Genomic DNA, 18272 nt, shown 5'->3' with positions numbered 1-18272 from the left:
CCTTCAGATTTCATCTCACGATGAACACCCTTGCCTTCGGCTAACGGTTGGTGCTATCAACCCCCGTAGTGGACTTTCACCACCAAGCTGTCGCCCATGCTGGGCGCACATAAAAAAACCAGTATTGAACACTATATCTCAATACTGGTTTTTCAATTAAATTCCATTTTTTTGCAAATAGTTTAGCTAAAATTTCATTTAAAATTACTTTTTTTATAATTACCTAAATTCACTACATATTAAGTATTATCTACTTAAATAATATACTTAATTAAAGTAACACTGATACTTTTCCTTTATAAACTTATATCGCCTGACTTAATGCATCTTCTACAGCCTCTTTTATTCCATTACAACTTCTTGTAGCCCCTGAAATTCCATCTACGTTTGTTGATTGAGCTTTTATAATCTCATTAGGAATTACTTGAAAAGGTTCTTATGCATATCTTGGTGTTTCATTACTTGATATTATTTGCACATCTTCAATTTTACTATTTTTTATTGTTACTGAAACCTTAAGATCAGGTCTATAACCATTACCGACCCCAATATATGTTCCATCTTTATACTTCTTTTGCTGTGAGTCTTTATTTATACCATAACCTAAGTTACCATTTGTTGAAACAGTAAAATTATTTGGCCTAATAATTTTACCTATCATATTATCAGCAGTATATAATCCTGCAAAAGCAGTCATTGCAACTGCACTAGCAAGCGCTGGATTAACATTTTCATCGCATATACTTGCTTGAGTATTTTTCCTCGGACAAACTGGTATACATTTTAGGCAGTTTATACATTCTCCGCTGGTTACCTTATCAGTTTTATAAAGTTCGATCCCCATCGGACAATTATTTGTGCATATTCTGCATTTTCCACATCCACTTGTAGGTTTATCAATTTTAAAAATCCTAATCTTAGATACTATTGCAAAAACAGCTCCAAGTGGACATAAGTATCTACAAAAGAACCTTTCTATAAATACCGCCCCTAACATTATTAAAGCTAGCACCATAAATCCAGCAGGATATTGAACTATTGCTTTAGAAAAGTCACTTATTTGTGCAAAAGCGTCCCATGGACTAACCGTATCAAATAAATTACTACCCATTGTCCAAATAACAGCTATAATAAATAATAAAATTGCGTACTTAATGTATTTTAAAACTGTATCTAATTGAGTACTTACTCGAAATTTTGTTTTAAATATCTTTTTAGATATCATATATATATAATCATTAAAAGTTCCAAAGATACAAAACCACCCACAAAAAAATCGGCCAAATATTATTGTTATAGGAATAATCGCGAGGACTTCAATTAAGCGTGGAAAAACTTCAATGAAATTAAAATTTCCTTGAATAATCATTAAATAAATTTGTTTTAATTCACTAAAAGTTAACGTAATTAAACCCGGAAAAAAGATAAAAAATATTATTTGTGTAATAATCCTAAATATTTGTAGTTTAGATATTTTCTTTTTCATACTATCCTATCTCTCCTATTCTAGTTCATATAATTCTGATAGATAAATTCACTATTGCATAATTTAAAGTTATTTTTAACTCCTGATGTTACGTGGATTTTTTTATCTTCAGTTATAAATATCGCATCAACACCTTCTAAAGATTCTATTAGTTTTATTCCCTTATCAAGCCCCATAACATAGGCACAAGTAGATAGTGCATCTCCATCAATGGAATAGTCAGATATTATAGTAACACTTATTACTCCATTTTCAGAAGGATATCCTGTTCTAGGGTCAATTATATGATGAAATCTTTTTCCATCCTTAATAAAATATCTTTCGTAGTTTCCAGAAGTAACTATGGATTTATTTTTAACACTTACTATACCACCGTACTCTCCAGTAAAGCTAAATGGATCTTGTATTCCTATGTTCCATTGAGTTCCATCTGGCTTACTTCTATATGCAAATATGTTTCCTCCAAGATCAATAAGTGCACTCTGGATTTTATTTTTTTTAAATATATTTTTCACCTCATCTGCTGCATATCCCTTAGCAATACCACCTACATCTATACACTGATTTTCACAATTTAGTTTTATAGTTTTATTACTATCATTTAAACTTACATCTCCGTAATTCACTAACTTAAGCAAATTATTAATTTCATCCTTATGAGGAATACGAGCATTACTTGTGTTAATTCCCCATAAACTTACTATTGGTCTAATAGTTGGATCAAAAGCTCCCTCTGATAATTTACTGTATTGTACTGCTTTCTTTATTACAAAATAAGTATCATTACTGACTTCGCTATGCAGTCTGCCAGCACTTTTATTTATTTTTGAAACCTCACTATATTCTTTAAATGCAGACATCTTATCATCTATTTCATATAGTCTTCTAATAGCTTCTTCGATAGCTTTTTCTGCTTTTTTTCCATATACCTTTAATTGAATTACAGTACCAAGTACGTAAAACTCTTTTATAATAGGCACTTCGTTATTGGTACGTCTAATAAAAAACATGTAATTTCCTCCCTTAAGATTTATACCAAAGTTAACTTTTAATTTTTACTTGATAGGCTTAATTATATAATCTCATCCTTAATGTAATTTTAAAATTTCCTTAAGGAATGCTTAGAAAAAAGTAAATAAATTTTAAAACTTAAAAACTTCCTCCAAATCACTTATTAATACCGAAAATAATTCTATTTACATATTTGTTAGATTACACAAACAAAAAAAGCTTTGGAATTTTAATCCAAAACCTTCTGTTAGAAAATTATCTTTATTATCATTTATTTATAATATTTAAAGTAAATGTTAGCTAATTAATTGCAAATATACAGTAAACGTGGTCCCTCTTCCTAATTCACTACTAACCTCAATTTCTCCATTATGAGCATCTATAATGGATTTAACAATAGATAACCCTAAACCATAACCACCATATTTACGAGATCTATGTGATTCACTTCGAAAAAATCTATCAAATATTTCATTTAAGTCTTTTTGTGGAATTCCTGACCCATTGTCCTTAATCTTAAGAACTGCAAAATTCCCTGAAGATTTATCTATGCAATCTAATAAAATAGTGATCACTCCATCTTTTTCATCAGTATGTTGTATTGCATTCTGAACTAAATTAAAAATAACCTGTTTAACTTGATTTCTATTAGCTAAAATCAATGTACTTTCTTTTAATTCCAATTTAATTTTTCTTTCTCCTGCAATAATTTGCAGTTGTGGATAGACTTCTTTTATAATACTATTAAGGTCTTCCGTTAACATCTCTACTGGAGCTTGCTGCTCTAACTTAGTTAACATTAATAAATCATTTACTAATTTAGTTAGACGTTCACTCTCTACTAAAATACTGTTTAATGCTAAGTTTAATTGGTTTTCATTTTTTGCAGCTCCTCTTAGTAAAACTTCTACAAAACCATGAATTGAAGTAAGAGGTGTTCTTAATTCATGAGAAGCATCCGAAATAAATTGACGCATTTTTTCTTTAATGTATTGTTCTTTTTCAAAAGACATTTCTATCCTTTCAAGCATATTGTTAAAAGCATTCGTTAATTTATCGATCTCTACTTGCCCATTATCTACAGGTAATCGTGTATTTAGCTGTCCAACAGTGATATTCTCTACCGTATTAGTCATATTATATAATGGTTTTAATGTATATTTTAATACTAGTCCCACAAGTATAATACCTATTGATAATATTAAAATTGATGCAATTATATATGTATATAGCTGACGTTTAAGTATTGCCACTTCTGGTTCAATTGTAGTACTTAATTGTATTAACCCAGAACTTGAATTTGGATTACCAATCTTACGCCACCCAACCATATTTACAGATCCATTTTTATCTTTAATAAACCTGTACTCTTCCTTGATTCCTTTTTTATTGAGAATTTCTTTATACTCATTTTTAGATAACTTAGGAACTGGTAAACTGTCTGCAAATTTAGTAACCTCTGCCACAACTATACTATCTCTAACTTTAGTACCTTCTGCTATAACCTTTCCTTCTTGATCTATAATTGCTACATCCACACCTAAACCTACTACACTTCTTATAATGTATACTGATTGTTCCCTAACATCCATTGGAGATTGTATTTTTGTTAAAACATCCAAATTAATGTTATGAAACCTCGACTCTACTAATTGCATTTTACTATTATATAAGTTTTGTTTCATAGCCAGATACTGAGATATCTCCATAATAACTAGAGAAAACATTAGTATAGAAATACAGCCAAGTAAGAGCTGCAACTTTAAACTCTTAATTCTAAATATATTTAATAATTTTTTCATACCACTAACATCCTATATCCTACCCCTCTAACAGTTCGTATGATACTATGCTCTTTATCTCCGATCTTTTCACGTAAATATCTAATATATACTTCAACAATATTTTGTTCACCATTAAAATCATATCCCCAAATATTCTCTATTATTGTCTGCTTACTTAACGCTAATCCATTATTAAGAAGCAGATATCTTAGTAAATTATATTCAGTCGGAGATAGTACTAAAAGCTTATTTTCAAAAGAAATTTCGTGTGCGCCATCATCTATACGAAAATCCCCTATGTTTATCACATTTGTTAACTCAGGAAAGCTATTTCGTAATCTAGCATTAATTCTGGCTAATAACTCCTTAAAACTAAATGGTTTTACCATATAATCATCTGCACCTAAATCCAAGCCACGAACTCGATCATCTATCTCATCTCTTGCAGTCAACATAATTATGGATGTTTTTATAGTCTTTTTTACTTCAGAGCAAACTTCATAGCCGTTCATTCCTGGTATCATAATGTCTAATATTATTATTTGTGGGTTAACTTCTCTTGCTAAATAAACTGCATCATTACCATCATATGCAGCATAAACCTTAAACCCTTCAGCCTCTAAGCCCATTTTAATGAACTCAACTATATTTTCCTCATCATCTACTATAAGGATATTTATTTGTTCTTTTATTAAGGCCATAAAACACAGCTCCTTTAAATCTTTTATATTTTATTTATTAAAACATTCATATTACCATTCTATATTTATTTTTCCTTAAAATCCATATGTATATTTGTAGTTCTTATTCTACATAACCCATTTTAAGATGTACCTTTTTTAGAAAAAATTAATACTATATACAAAATACTATATGAATTGCAAGTTTCTAAATAAATGAAAATGAATTATTAATTATGGATGTGATTCAAAGTGAATGAATTTAATTCTAAAATATTGTTTAATTATTTACCTTCAAATATGTCATCCACATTTAATAAAAGACCTCAAATATGTGTTTCTATAAAACAAAAAGGTGTATTAATATCTATATCAAAAGCAGTGTTGTTTATAGATGATGTAGAAATTATTCCAATAATTAAAAAGGATATTATTAGCTACACTCCTTCTTTAGATATGCCTTACGGTAAGCATTATATTAAAGTATCAATTTGGGACACTAATAGAAATATATATGAATATAGTTGGTTCTTCTGGATAGAAAATAATACTTCTCAATATAACTTTTATTACGGAGTTCCTCATGCTCATACCTCTTATTCGGACGGTAATAACACACCTACAGAAGCTTATGAATATGCACGAGATAATGGAATTGATTTTTTGATTGTAACAGATCATTTAGGTAAATTGATTAAATCTAATATCAATAACGACGAAAAAATATTATATGAAGGAAAGTTATATCCTAAGTGGGAAATGCTAAAAATTGAAGAAGACGCAATAAATAAAAAGTATACTAATTTTTTAGCATTAATAGGATTTGAAGCAAATATAGAAAATTTTGGTCACATGAACATTATCAATAGTAGTAGTATACCTAATAAAAGAAAAATGACCGTAGAAGAATTCTATACTTGGTTGTGTATTCAAGAAGATATCCTAATAGTTGCTATTAATCATCCAAAACTCCCATCTGAAGAATTACCCTACTCTAGTAAAATAGATGCCTTTGTTAACCTTATAGAAGTGGGAAATGGTTCTCCACCGCATAAATATAGACGATCAGAAGAAGCTTATTTTAAAACACTGGATGATGGTTGGCATATTGGTGCTATAAATGGTCAAGATAATCATACTGATAATTGGGGAATACCAAACAATCTTACAGTTATTATTGCTGATAAATTAAATATAGATTCAGTAATTAGTGCATTAAACTTACGAAGAGTTTATTCAACAGAAACAAGAACTCTTAAACTTACTGTACAGGCCAATGGGTACTGGATGGGAAGTATAATTGATTTGAAAGAAAATGAGATATTAAATTTTAAAATCACTGCAGAAGATGCAGTAAACCCTATATCAAAGATTCAAATTATATCAAATGGCGGTAATATACTACAAGAGAAATTATTCGATAATGCCATTAAGGTGGAATGGGACTTATTATTACCAGTAAAAATTGAATCTTCATGGTATGTAGTTAAAGTATTTCATTCAAACGAATTGATTAGTTTATCTTCTCCTGTATTTGTACAAGCTATTCCAAATATTTATGAGAACATCTTGTAACCTTATTTATATTTATCTATAAAGTCAGAAATGACAGTAAGTAAAGCTGAGCAGGCGCCAAGCTTGTTAACATTGAGCGAGATTTCACCTCGTGAAATTACAACAAATAAATAACACCAGTGATAATTTATTAAATTCTAAATTATCGCTGGTGTTATTTAGTACAAATTCATAGATATAAATTATCAATATTATTACCTTATACCTCTAAATTGTTAACTACTCTAATCATAGCCTCTAAAGCCATCGCATATCCATGATATCCAAATCCACAAATTTGGCCAACACACGCTGGTGCTGTAACTGATTTTTTTCTATATTCCTCTCTAGCATGAATATTACTTAAATGTATCTCTATAGTAGGAATATTTACAGCTTTTAAGGCATCATAAATCGCTATACTGTAGTGGGTGTATGCTGCTGGATTAATCACTATTCCATCAATTTTGTCATCATAAGCTTTATGGATTTGATTTATTATTTCACCTTCAATATTGCTTTGAAATATTTCTACATCTATCTTTAACTCTTCTGCTTTATTCTTAATAAATTCACATATATCCTTATAACCTTTACTACCATATATATTTTTTTCTCTTATACCAAGTAAATTTAAATTTGGGCCATTAATAACTAATACCTTCATCTTATTAACTCCTTTTATTGAATATGCAAGTCTAATCTTAAACAAACTTTTTAAAACAGCCTTAGTCCTCAACATCTTTTTTTCAAAATTCTAAGTTCTGTTTTTAACTTATATATCTATGTTATTATTGTAGATTTTAATTATTTCTTCCACAATATCTTCAATTTCCCCATTATTTTTTACTATAATATCACTATATTTATTATATAAGTTATATCTCTCATCAAAAAGTTCATACAATCTCTGAGGTCCATCCTTAAGAAGTGGTCTGCTGCTTATTTTCACATCTGATGCTATATCTTCTATAGATCTATCTATAAAAATTATTAGACCATTTTCTTTTAATTTTTCTATATTAATATGCTTTTTTATTACTCCACCACCTGTGGATATTACTGTAGATTTGAATTTACTTACTTCACAAACAGCTTCACTTTCTAAGTTCCTAAAATGTTCTTCACCATGTTTAAATATTTCTTTAATACTGTCTCCAGTAATCTTCTCTATAAATTCATCTAAATCAATAAAATCCATTTTTAACTTTTCCGAAACCATCTTACCTATAGTAGTTTTTCCACAGCCAGGCATACCTATTAAAACTATATTGTTAGTTAAATAGTTCATGAAATTATCACCCATTCTTATAAAAATAAAATTTAATAGGCATCGAACCTATTAAATTTGAGCCAGATTTCACTTTGTGAAATGGCAGCAAATAAAAAATACAACTCAAGTTATTCGTAAAATAGATATATTTTCTTTTAAAATAAACAAGTTCAATATTTATGAACTTGTTTATCTATAGATAATCTGTTTAATTTTATTATAAATGTCTTCAACCTCTACTTTTGGTATCTTTATATTTTGCCATATCTCCTGAGCGGCTACTGCCTGAGCTACCAACATATAAAGACCATTTAGAGTTTTAAGTCCTAATTCTTCAGCTTCTTTTAGAAAAACAGTTGTCTCTGGATTATATATTAGATCTACTGCTGTAGAGAATTTGCTCAATAAGCTTTTGTTTATTGGACATTGTTCTACCTTAGGATACATTCCACAAGGAGTACAATTTATTATTATATCACTACTTCTCAAATCCGCTATCTCATCATAAGATATTATATTAAAACCTCTCACATCTTCTAATACCTTCTTTGGATCTCTACTTACATATATAATATCCTTTATACCATTATCTAAAAGATAGTGAACTACTGCTTTAGATGAACCACCAGTACCTAATATCACTGCTGTTTTATCACTAATATTTATATCTGCATATTTTAAGGATGCTCCAAAACCATAATAATCAGTATTATATCCTTTTAGTATCCCATCATTAAATGCTATTGTATTAATAGCTCCTATCTTCTTTGACTCGTGTGAAAGTTCATCCACATATTGCATAATAGGTACCTTATAAGGTATTGTTACATTTACACCTTTAGCTCCTAAAGCTTTTAATCCTTCAACAGCTTGCTTTAGGTCTTCTTGTTTTATTTCAAATAAATTATATAGACCTTTTAGGCTTAACTTTTCAAGTATTATATTGTGTATTTGTGGTGAAAAACTATGACCGAGTTTTTCTCCTATTAATCCATATAAATTACCCATTATTTATAGATTACCTCACTTTTATAATTTCCTAATAATTTAAAATATAAGCTTTCTTCTTCTATACTTTTCAATGTACTTCTTGTATTTGCATCTAATATATTTCCATCAAAATCTATATAGAAGAAATATTCCCAAGCCTTATCTACAATCGGTCTTGATTCTATTTTTACCATATTACAATTATTATCAGCAAAGTTCTTTAAAATACTGTGTAATGATCCCACCTTATGTGGTATAGCTATAACCACGCTTACTTTATTACTCTGCTCATTACACTCAATATTCTTTCCTATAATAATAAACCTAGTATGATTATTACTACTATTATTTATATTTTCTTTTAACACTTTAAGGCCGTATACATCTGCAGCCTGTTTACTAGCTACACAGGCCTTTTTCTTTGAGTTTTCATTACTTATATATTCAGCACTTCTAGCAGTATTATAGTATGGAATTAGTCTCCAATCAGAGTGTTCATCAAAAAATTGAGTACACTGTAAAAATCCTTGAGTATGAGAATAAACTTCTTCTATATCTGAAAGTTCAGTACCCTCAACCCCTAGTAAATTATGATCTACTTTAATACACTTTTCGCCTACTATATAAAAATTATACTCTCCAAGTAAATCACTAACTTCAGTAATAGCTCCAGTAGATGAATTTTCAATAGGTAATATTCCGTATTTTATTTCATCTCTTTTTAAGGCTTCGAATACATCCTTAAAGTTTAAAAAACCTTCAGTTTCAACCTTGTCTCCAAAGTATTCAATTAGAGCTTGATGGCTATAAGAACCTGCAACGCCCTGAAACCCTATCTTATATGCTGCTTCATTGTTGTCTACTTTTTCGCAAGCTACATCTTCACTTAAGATCTTTTTTTGTGCTTTTCTACTAATATACATTAAGCTTTCTAAGAAATCTTTTAATTGTATTCTTTGAGTTTCATCATTAATACTTTGAAGATGTTTGTTTATAATTTGCTCTTCTCTAGATTTATCTAAAACTTCCATAGAATTTCTTTTCTTATACTCTGCTACACCACTTACTATTTCCATCCTTTTCAGAAACAGTTTTACTAGAGTTTCATCAATTTCATTAATTTGCTCTCGTAAAGAACTCAGATCTTTCATACCTATCACATTCCTTTTTCTATTGTCATAGTAAATTACCAATCATTATATATAGATACACAATTTCATAACTAAACTTATAATTCATGAAAAGTATTGTATGTCGAGGCTATTTTGCTGCCATTTCACAAAGTGAAATCTGGCTCAAATTTAATAGGCTCGATGCCTATTAAATTTTATTTAACATGAATTGTTTAAGGATTGACGTTGTTTATCTTTATTACTGCATCAACTCAAATATTGCTATTGCAGTAACTGCTTCTATAACAGGTAAAGCTCTAGGTACAATACATGGATCATGTCTTCCTACTATTTCAATCTTAGAGACCTCTCGCTTTTCAATATCTATTGTATTTTGAGCTTTTCCAATTGAAGCTGTAGGTTTTACGGCTACTTTAAATACTAGTGGCATTCCATTAGTAATTCCGCCTAAAATACCACCATTATTATTACTGGATGTTTTTATTTTATCACCATCCATATAGTATTCATCATTTGCCTCTGAGCCTCTCAACTTTGCTATCTCAAAGCCTGCGCCAAATTCTACAGCTTTTATTGCTGGTACAGAAAATAGTAGATGGGCTAAAGTACTTTCTACAGAATCAAAGAATGGTTCCCCAAGTCCTATTGGTAGATTTAATACTGCTGTTTCTATAACTCCACCTACAGAGTCTTGTTCATCCTTTGCCTTTACGATGGCTTCCTTCATTCCTGCTTCTACACTTTTATTTAGTACAGGAAATGCATCTTTAGTTAATTCTTTTAATTCTTCTTCCTTTAAATCAACCATATTAAAGCTTTCGTCTTCAATAGTACTAATTCTCTTTATATGACTTCCTATAACTATTCCTTTGCTTTCTAAAATCTGTTTGCATATAGCACCTGCAAATACCAATGGTGCAGTTATTCTTCCAGAGAAGTGACCTCCTCCTCTGTAATCATTAAAACCGCCATACTTTATATAGCCTGTAAGATCTCCATGAGAAGGTCTCATAAGATCCTTAGTTCTTGAATAGTCTTTTGACTGCGTATTTGTATTGTGGATAACAGCACATAAAGGTGATCCAGTTGTTTTACCATTAAAGAATCCGCTTAATATATCAACACTATCTTTTTCTTTTCTTGGAGTTGTGAGCTCACTGTTTCCAGGAGCTCTCCTTTCCATTTCCTTATTTATATAATCTAAATCTAGTTCTATACCTGGCTGAAGTCCGTTAATAGTTATTCCTATAGCTTTTCCATGGGATTCTCCAAAAATGGATAGTTTTATTTTATTTCCCCAAACTCCACTCATTAATATTTCCTCCTAGTTTTTTGAAATCACTCCAGAAATGTGGATAGGATTTTTTAACACAGTCCGCATCTTTTATTATAATAGGCTCATTGCATTTTAAGGACGCCACTGCCATAGCCATAGCTATACGATGATCATTCCAGCTGTGAACTTCTCCTCCATTAAGAGAATCCCTACCTCTTATAATTAATCCATCTTCCTTTTCTTCTATATCTGCTCCAAGCTTTTTAAGTTCAGTGCTTATTGCAGTCAATCTATCAGATTCCTTTATTCTTAATCTTGCAGCATTAATTATTTCAGTTGTTCCTTCACTTAAAGCCGCTAATACAGTAAGTACAGGTACAAGATCTGGGCATTGAGAAGCATCTATAACTGCTCCCTTTGTTTTAGAAGGAAGTGCTTGAACCTTATCTCCATCTATAACTAACTTACCTTTCATATCTTCTATTATACTTAGTATAGCTTTATCTCCTTGAAGAGAATCCAACTTTAATCCACCACAAACTATATCTGCTCCTAAAAGCCCTGCTACTAACCAAAATGCTACCTGTGAAAAATCTCCTTCAACCTTGTAATCTGAAGCTATGTATTTCTGATTACCTTTAATAGCAAACTCTTTATAATCATGATTTTCTACTTCTACTTTGAAATCATTAAGCATTTGTAAAGTTAAATCTACATAAGGCTTAGACTCTAATTCTGTAGTTATTATTATTTTTGAATCTCCATCTAAAAGAGGAAGAGCAAATAATAAACCACTTATAAATTGTGAACTTACATCGCCTCTTATTTCAAAATTACCCGGCTTTAACTTTCCATTTATTGTTAAAGGAAGCTTACCATCTACATTTTTATAATCTATTTTTTGTAAATCAAAAATATCATAATAGGACTTAAGAGGTCTCTCTACAAGCTTTCCTTTTCCTTCAAATATAACTTGTTCTCCTGAAGTAGCTGCTATAGGTATAAGAAATCTTATTGTAGAACCTGACTCAAAACAATTAATAGTCGGATTTACAACTTTTATTTTTGATGTACCTTGTATTTTAAGAGTGTCATCATTTCTCTCTACATTCACCCCTAAACTTCTCATTGCATCACAGGTTGCATCTATATCCTGTGAAAACATAACATTACTAATGTTGCTAACTCCTTCAGAAAGACCTGCACAAATTACAGCTCTATGAGACATACTTTTTGAAGGTGGGATTGTTAATTCGCCTTTTAACTTATTAGGGTTAATAATTACATGCTTCATAAAATACCCCCTGTTTTTTATTTTAAATGTGACTATCTATCTCATTTATTCTTACTTTATTAATAAAGCCTTCTCCAATTTTCCTAATCATAATTAGATTGATATTTTCACCTAGATTTTTTTTGTCTAGTGTTATTGTATCAAGTATATCAGCTCTATTCATTGAAGGTAATTCATAAGGAAGCTCATATTTATCTAATACTTTCTCAATTACTTTTGAAGTACCTTCTTCTGTAATACCAAGCAGTTCACTTTTTTTGGTTATTTCAACCATACCTATACCAACTGCTTCTCCATGAGAATATTGGCCGTAATTAAAATATTTTTCTATTGCGTGACCTAACGTATGTCCAAAGTTTAAAAGCATTCTATCGCCAAAATCTTTTTCATCAGATTCTACAACAGCTCTTTTTATATCACAACATGTATATATTATTTCTTCAATATTCTCTAATAATTCTTCATCATCTTTATAACCCATTAGCTTATCAATTATTTTACCATCTTTTATGCATCCATATTTTATAACTTCCGCTAATCCATCATGTAAAAACTTTTTACTAAGAGTTTTTAAAAGTTCTGGGTCTATAAAAACTGCCTTAGGATGATAAAAGCTTCCTACAAGATTTTTCCCCCAAGGTAAGTCTACTGCTACTTTTCCACCAACACTACTGTCTACCTGTGCTAGAAGAGAAGTTGGTACCTGTATATATGGTATTCCTCTTAAATATGTTGAAGCTGCAAAACCACATAAATCTCCTACAACTCCACCACCAAAAGCGATTATTAAATCATCTCTAGTAATTTTAAAGTCTGAAAGTTCTTTATATACCTGTTGTAGTGTATCAAAGCACTTACTTTCTTCTCCTGGTTTAATAGAGATAGTCTTAACAATAAATCCTTTATCACTAATTGTTTTATTTAATACTGCTCCATATAAACTGTTTAAATTATGATCTGTAATTATAGCTATCTTATTACTTTTAAAGTTTTCTTTTAAGCATTGTCCTATTTGACTTAATATGCCTCTTTGAATATAAATGTTATAGCTGTTATCTTTAAGCTTTACTTCAAGAGTTCTCATTTTATAACATCATCCTTTTTCTTTGGGCTGCATCTTTAAAGATATCTTCTAAATCACTCTTATCTTGCGACTTAATAGCCCTTTTTATTTTATTCAAAGCTTCTTGAAATTTTTCAATCTCGTAAACTAATCTATCTGAATTTAAAGAAAACAACTGAGTCCACAGCTTTTCATTAATAGCAGCAACTCTAGTGGCATCTCTAAAACTACCTCCTATAAAGAGGTCTATTGCGTCCTTACAAATATCTGAATCCATAAGTGCAACTGCTATAACATGAGGTAGTTGACTTGTATAAGAAATTATGTTATCATGCTCTTCTATATCTACTCGTACTACACTTTTACATCCTATAGCCTTTGCCATCTTTTCTATAAGATTGATACTTTTTTCACTGTTTTCTTTGTGTGGAGTAATTATATAATTTGAGTTCTTAAAAAGATCTTTGGAAGCAGTGTCAAATCCTTGAGACTCCTTTCCTGCCATCGGATGTGCTCCAACGAACTCAACAGTTTCAGGCAAAAAAGAAAGTGCTTCTTCAACTATCATTTGTTTTACTCCACAAGTATCTGTTATCACTGCTCCATCTTTAAAATTACATACATTATCTTTTATAAACTTTACTGTATCTTCAGGGTAAAGAGCTATTATAACCAAATCAGCTTCTTTTAAGATAACACTTCCATCGGTGAATCCTTCATCGATTATGCCCATCTTTTTAGCTTTCAGTAAGCTGCTTTCATTTAAATCAATTCCATATAGCTTTTTAGGTTTTAACTCCCTTAGTGCCTTGGCATAAGAGCCTCCAATTAACCCAAGTCCCACTACTGCGATATTAAAACTAAAACCATTGTCATCCATACCCTTTCCCCCAATTTCTATATTGTTTTTCCGTCTATACTTGCTATCTTTCCTAAGTCTCCCATAAGAGATTTGAATTTATCAGGTTTTATTGATTGTTGACCATCACACTTTGCATTAGCTGGGTCATTATGAACTTCAATTATAAGTCCATCTGCACCTGCTGCTATTGCTGCTTTTGAAAGTGGTTCTACTGTCCACCACATTCCTGCTGAATGGCTTGGATCTATTACTACAGGTAAGTGACTTAATCTTTTTAATACAGGAATAGCACTTATATCTAAAGTATTTCTTGTGTAGTTTTCGTAAGTTCTTATACCTCTTTCACATAGAATTACATTTTCATTTCCGCCCGCCATTATATATTCAGCTGACATTAAGAATTCTTCTATAGTTGCACATAGTCCTCTTTTTAAAAGTATTGGTGTTTTTGTTTTACCTAGTTCTTTTAAAAGTTCAAAGTTTTGCATATTTCTTGCGCCTACTTGTATAACATCTACATCTTGAACAAATCTATCTATCATATCTGCTGACATAATTTCTGTTACAATTGGTAATCCTGTTTCTTTTCTTGCAAGCTTTAAAAGCTCTAGTCCTTCTAATCTTAATCCTTGGAAGCTGTATGGTGAAGTTCTTGGTTTAAAAGCTCCTCCTCTAAGGAATCCAGCTCCACTTTCCTTAACTGACTTTGCTATTTCAATAATTTGTTCTTCACTTTCTACTGAACAAGGACCTGCGATCATTGCGATCTTATTTCCTCCAATAGTTGCACCATTAACATCTATTATTGTATCATGTGGATGGAATAATCTATTTGCCTTTTTATATGGTTGTTGTACTTTCATAACTCTGTCTACATACTCATTAGCTTCAATTTTATCTTTATCAATAACAGTAGTATCTCCTATAAGTCCTAATATACAACAATTTTCTCCCTGTACTAAGTTTACTATACAGTTCTCTTTTTCAATTCTTTCTTTCAGCCTTATTATTTCTTCATTTGGTGCGTCTGGTCTCATTATTACTACCATGTAAATACCCTCCATTTTTTAAATTATTTATTTTTATATAACAACTCAATTGCCCTGCTAATAGAGTTATTGTATACATATATATGTAAAAATCTATAAAAAAATAAGGCTCAAATGAGCCTTTAATAAACCAACACTATAAGCTTGTATATGTAGTAAACTTCTACACTAATATCAGCTTAGATTTATTTAACTCATTAGAAATAGGAATTAATTTTTTTGTGCAGAAAAAATAACCAGCGCTAAAAAAGTAAAAGCCCCAGCTAAAATAAAAGTAAAATTTTCCGCTTATTCCCTTTCCAATGATGTTTTTCATAATTTTATCCTCCAAAAATTGCGAATATATAAAACAATAATCATTTTTATTACAAATTTCTTATTACATTCATTATAACAGTTTGAAACTACATGTCAATACTTTCTTAGTTTTTTATGAAATAAATTAGATATAGGATATTATATGCAAATTTCTTAAAAACGTATACTTCTATTAAATTTATTTATACATATATTCTCTAGTCCAAGGCAAATTATTACATACATCTTTTGTAAATAAGAATTGATGTATATCTATATTTCCACAATTAAATGATGCAGCACATGAATTTAAATATAATCTCCACATTCTTATAAAAGTCTCATCTTTTGTCTTTTTAATTTCTGATAACGAATCCTCAAAATTTCTTGCCCAACACTCTAATGTTCGTCCATAATGCCTTCTAAGACTTTCTGCATCAATCAAGTGAAGTTTTTCTTCAGACATATGACAAAGTAACTCCTTAACAGCTGGTATATATCCTCCTGGGAAAATATATTTACTTATCCAACTATTCGTTGTTCCTTCTTGTACAGATGTTATGCAATGAAGTAAAGATAATCCGTCTTCCTTTAACAACTTATTTACAGTAGAAAAATATTCAGAAAGATATTCTTTCCCTACGTGCTCTACCATACCTACACTTACTACTCTATCAAACTTTATATCTTTTAATTCTCGATAATCTACTAGCCTAACTTCTACTAAATCATTTACTCCTTCAATTTTTATTCTTTCTTTAACTTTATTAAACTGCTCTAGGCTTAAGGTTATTCCAGTAGACTTTACTTTAAACTTTTTAGCTGCAGTTATAATTAATTCTCCCCAACCACAGCCTATATCTAATAGTGTGTGTCCTTCTTTTAGAGCAAGCTTATTCAATATGTGGTCTACTTTATTTTTTTGAGCTTGAGTTAAAGTATCATCTGGTGATTTGAAATAAGCACAAGAATACGTCATGGTTTCATCTAACCATAACTTGTAGAAATCATTACCAATATCATAATGATAATGAACGTTATCTTTACTTCTTTTAATATTATTAGAAATCATATTGATAACTTTAGCGTACATATCATGATGATGTAAAAAGCTTTTTGTGTTATTATATAGGGACTGAACTACCTCCTGAAGATTTCCTTCTATATCTATCTTTTTAGCCATATAACCTTCTCCAAAGGCTAATGAAGGATCTTTAATGAAATCAATCTTTGGAATGGACTCATTAAAAACAATTTTAAACTTACTTTTCTCCCCACCATAACGTGCTACTTCTCCATCCCAAAACTGCACCTGACAAGGATCAGAAAATAAGCTTCTAAACATTGATTTATAAAAAAATTTATCTACGCCCATAAAATCCCTCCTTACTTAATTGGTAATATTACCAATTAAATAAAAAATATTCATCTAACTTGCAAATTATTATAAATCCATTTTACTTAGAATTTCATATACTAAATAATATATTTATAATATAAATTTGGTGAAAATATGTCTATTAAAGAACTATATAACTTCTATTATGGCATCCCCCATGCTCATACATCTTATTCGGATGGCTTTCAAACACCTACAGACGCATTTCTATATGCAAGAGATAAAGGATTAGATTTCTTAATTGTTACAGAACATTCTAGACATCTAACTTCTTCTACATTAAATTTTGATAAAACCATAAATATTTCTGGCAGTAAAAATCCAAAATGGGATATGCTTAGATTGGAAGCAGATTATATAAATTCAAAATATATAGACTTTATTGCAATGGCTGGTTTTGAACTTAGTACAGATTTCTCAGACCACATCAATATTTTAAACAGCAATGAGATTATAGGCAAAAAATGCAAATCTACAGCTGATTTATATCGTTGGCTTACTTTAAATAAAGATTGTATACTGTCTTTTAATCATCCATTTAGAATAAATAAAATACTAAATTATTGCCCCAATCTAAATAAATATATAAATCTATTCGAAATAGGTCATGGAGCTCCACCTAGACCTTATACTCGTTGTCTAGACCTCTTTTATAAAGCATTGGATAAGGGTTGGCACCTTGGTGCTATAAATGGTCAAGATAATCACATAAACAATTGGGGAGATTATGATAATGTTACCTGCGTTATATGTAAAACACTAAACCATAATTCTATAATTGAAGCATTAAGATCTAGAAGAGTTTATTCTACAGAAAGTAGATCATTAAAGCTAACCTATAAGATAAATGATCATTGGATGGGAAGCATAATAAAAGTTAAAGCTAACTCTCCACTAAATTTTTATATTCTAGCTGAAGATAGAATAAACAACATAAAAAACCTACAAATAATTTCAAGTAAAGGACAGATTTTAGATCAACTGAATTCTAATAATACTTCAACTATAGACTGGCAGGTAACCTTAATTAGTAACGCATCAAATTGGTATTTAATAAAAGTAACACATTGTAACGATAAAATAAGTGTTTCTTCACCTATTTTTATTGAAAATTCATAAGT

General features: G+C 30.0%; 17 protein-coding genes. 2 read left to right on the top strand and 15 right to left on the bottom strand.

The features are described 5' to 3' along the window. Window positions 1-304: 304 nt before the first annotated feature. The 5 genes from CPJCM30710_RS17855 to CPJCM30710_RS11035 form a co-directional block, all read right to left on the bottom strand. Window positions 305-421 carry an FMN-binding protein gene (locus CPJCM30710_RS17855; RefSeq protein WP_407644988.1) on the bottom strand — a complete coding sequence of 39 codons (117 nt, stop codon included), beginning with the start codon at window positions 419-421 and terminating at the stop codon, window positions 305-307. 15 nt (window positions 422-436) lie between these two features. Further along, the gene (locus CPJCM30710_RS11050) at window positions 437-1369 is read right to left on the bottom strand and encodes a 4Fe-4S binding protein (RefSeq protein WP_281413977.1); all 933 of its coding nucleotides are present in this window, start codon (window positions 1367-1369) and stop codon (window positions 437-439) included. A 137-nt stretch (window positions 1370-1506) separates the two neighbouring features. Next, window positions 1507-2496 carry an FAD:protein FMN transferase gene (locus CPJCM30710_RS11045; RefSeq protein ID WP_212904229.1) on the bottom strand — a complete coding sequence of 330 codons (990 nt, stop codon included), beginning with the start codon at window positions 2494-2496 and terminating at the stop codon, window positions 1507-1509. A 297-nt stretch (window positions 2497-2793) separates the two neighbouring features. After that, a complete protein-coding gene (locus CPJCM30710_RS11040) occupies window positions 2794-4299 on the bottom strand; it encodes a sensor histidine kinase (protein WP_212904228.1) in 1506 nt (501 codons plus the stop codon). Further along, on the bottom strand, window positions 4296-4982 hold the full coding sequence (locus CPJCM30710_RS11035) for a response regulator transcription factor (protein ID WP_212904227.1): 687 nt from the start codon (window positions 4980-4982) through the stop codon (window positions 4296-4298). Before CPJCM30710_RS11035 ends, CPJCM30710_RS11040 begins: the two co-directional genes overlap by 4 nt. Window positions 4983-5213: 231 nt before the next feature. On the opposite strand from CPJCM30710_RS11035, the gene CPJCM30710_RS11030 reads away from it, so the two are divergent. Continuing rightward, a complete protein-coding gene (locus CPJCM30710_RS11030) occupies window positions 5214-6536 on the top strand; it encodes a CehA/McbA family metallohydrolase (protein WP_212904226.1) in 1323 nt (440 codons plus the stop codon). 199 nt (window positions 6537-6735) lie between these two features. Here CPJCM30710_RS11030 and aroQ read toward each other — a convergent pair whose 3' ends face one another. The 10 genes from aroQ to CPJCM30710_RS10980 all read right to left on the bottom strand — a co-directional run bounded on the left by aroQ (window position 6736) and on the right by CPJCM30710_RS10980 (window position 17127). Then, complete coding sequence (gene aroQ, locus CPJCM30710_RS11025) at window positions 6736-7182, bottom strand: type II 3-dehydroquinate dehydratase (RefSeq protein WP_212904225.1); 447 nt, start codon at window positions 7180-7182, stop codon at window positions 6736-6738. Between the two features lie 108 nt (window positions 7183-7290). Beyond that, window positions 7291-7806, bottom strand: coding sequence for a shikimate kinase (locus tag CPJCM30710_RS11020; RefSeq protein ID WP_212904224.1), 516 nt, complete (start codon window positions 7804-7806; stop codon window positions 7291-7293). A gap of 171 nt (window positions 7807-7977) precedes the next feature. Beyond that, complete coding sequence (gene aroE, locus CPJCM30710_RS11015; RefSeq protein WP_212904223.1) at window positions 7978-8796, bottom strand: shikimate dehydrogenase; 819 nt, start codon at window positions 8794-8796, stop codon at window positions 7978-7980. Next, window positions 8796-9929, bottom strand: a complete 1134-nt coding sequence (locus CPJCM30710_RS11010) for a chorismate mutase (protein ID WP_212904222.1) — start codon at window positions 9927-9929, stop codon at window positions 8796-8798. The genes aroE and CPJCM30710_RS11010 overlap by 1 nt, the downstream gene beginning before the upstream one ends. Before the next feature lie 220 nt (window positions 9930-10149). Continuing rightward, window positions 10150-11223 carry a chorismate synthase gene (gene aroC / locus CPJCM30710_RS11005; RefSeq protein ID WP_212904221.1) on the bottom strand — a complete coding sequence of 358 codons (1074 nt, stop codon included), beginning with the start codon at window positions 11221-11223 and terminating at the stop codon, window positions 10150-10152. Then, entirely contained in the window at window positions 11201-12481 is a 1281-nt protein-coding gene (aroA, locus tag CPJCM30710_RS11000) for a 3-phosphoshikimate 1-carboxyvinyltransferase (protein ID WP_212904220.1), read from the bottom strand. The genes aroC and aroA overlap by 23 nt, the downstream gene beginning before the upstream one ends. A 22-nt stretch (window positions 12482-12503) precedes the next feature. Further along, window positions 12504-13565, bottom strand: a complete 1062-nt coding sequence (aroB, locus tag CPJCM30710_RS10995; protein WP_212904219.1) for a 3-dehydroquinate synthase — start codon at window positions 13563-13565, stop codon at window positions 12504-12506. 1 nt (window position 13566) lies between these two features. Beyond that, entirely contained in the window at window positions 13567-14424 is an 858-nt protein-coding gene (locus CPJCM30710_RS10990; protein ID WP_212904218.1) for a prephenate dehydrogenase, read from the bottom strand. A gap of 17 nt (window positions 14425-14441) precedes the next feature. Next, entirely contained in the window at window positions 14442-15455 is a 1014-nt protein-coding gene (gene aroF / locus CPJCM30710_RS10985) for a 3-deoxy-7-phosphoheptulonate synthase (protein WP_212904217.1), read from the bottom strand. A gap of 496 nt (window positions 15456-15951) precedes the next feature. Continuing rightward, window positions 15952-17127 carry an SAM-dependent methyltransferase gene (locus CPJCM30710_RS10980; RefSeq protein ID WP_212904216.1) on the bottom strand — a complete coding sequence of 392 codons (1176 nt, stop codon included), beginning with the start codon at window positions 17125-17127 and terminating at the stop codon, window positions 15952-15954. Window positions 17128-17265: 138 nt separating this feature from the next. On the opposite strand from CPJCM30710_RS10980, the gene CPJCM30710_RS10975 reads away from it, so the two are divergent. After that, complete coding sequence (locus CPJCM30710_RS10975) at window positions 17266-18270, top strand: CehA/McbA family metallohydrolase (RefSeq protein ID WP_212904215.1); 1005 nt, start codon at window positions 17266-17268, stop codon at window positions 18268-18270. Window positions 18271-18272: the final 2 nt, after the last annotated feature.

Origin of the sequence: Clostridium polyendosporum (assembly GCF_018332455.1) — a bacterium.
Classification (GTDB): domain Bacteria; phylum Bacillota; class Clostridia; order Clostridiales; family Clostridiaceae; genus Clostridium_AY; species Clostridium_AY polyendosporum.
This window is presented reverse-complemented; position numbering and strand designations above follow the sequence as displayed.

Bases quoted from the DNA above. Each gene is read 5' to 3' on its own strand.
- CPJCM30710_RS11020 (WP_212904224.1), bottom strand. From the start codon at position 7,806: ATGAACTATTTAACTAACAATATAGTTTTAATAGGTATGCCTGGCTGT.
- CPJCM30710_RS11035 (WP_212904227.1), bottom strand. From the start codon at position 4,982: ATGGCCTTAATAAAAGAACAAATAAATATCCTTATAGTAGATGATGAG.
- CPJCM30710_RS11045 (WP_212904229.1), bottom strand. From the start codon at position 2,496: ATGTTTTTTATTAGACGTACCAATAACGAAGTGCCTATTATAAAAGAG.
- aroC (WP_212904221.1), bottom strand. From the start codon at position 11,223: ATGAGTGGAGTTTGGGGAAATAAAATAAAACTATCCATTTTTGGAGAA.
- CPJCM30710_RS11010 (WP_212904222.1), bottom strand. From the start codon at position 9,929: ATGAAAGATCTGAGTTCTTTACGAGAGCAAATTAATGAAATTGATGAA.
- CPJCM30710_RS10990 (WP_212904218.1), bottom strand. From the start codon at position 14,424: ATGGATGACAATGGTTTTAGTTTTAATATCGCAGTAGTGGGACTTGGG.
- CPJCM30710_RS10975 (WP_212904215.1), top strand. From the start codon at position 17,266: ATGTCTATTAAAGAACTATATAACTTCTATTATGGCATCCCCCATGCT.
- aroB (WP_212904219.1), bottom strand. From the start codon at position 13,565: ATGAGAACTCTTGAAGTAAAGCTTAAAGATAACAGCTATAACATTTAT.
- CPJCM30710_RS10980 (WP_212904216.1), bottom strand. From the start codon at position 17,127: ATGGGCGTAGATAAATTTTTTTATAAATCAATGTTTAGAAGCTTATTT.
- CPJCM30710_RS11050 (WP_281413977.1), bottom strand. From the start codon at position 1,369: ATGATTATTCAAGGAAATTTTAATTTCATTGAAGTTTTTCCACGCTTA.
- aroE (WP_212904223.1), bottom strand. From the start codon at position 8,796: ATGGGTAATTTATATGGATTAATAGGAGAAAAACTCGGTCATAGTTTT.
- CPJCM30710_RS11040 (WP_212904228.1), bottom strand. From the start codon at position 4,299: ATGAAAAAATTATTAAATATATTTAGAATTAAGAGTTTAAAGTTGCAG.
- aroF (WP_212904217.1), bottom strand. From the start codon at position 15,455: ATGGTAGTAATAATGAGACCAGACGCACCAAATGAAGAAATAATAAGG.
- aroA (WP_212904220.1), bottom strand. From the start codon at position 12,481: ATGAAGCATGTAATTATTAACCCTAATAAGTTAAAAGGCGAATTAACA.
- aroQ (WP_212904225.1), bottom strand. From the start codon at position 7,182: ATGAAGGTATTAGTTATTAATGGCCCAAATTTAAATTTACTTGGTATA.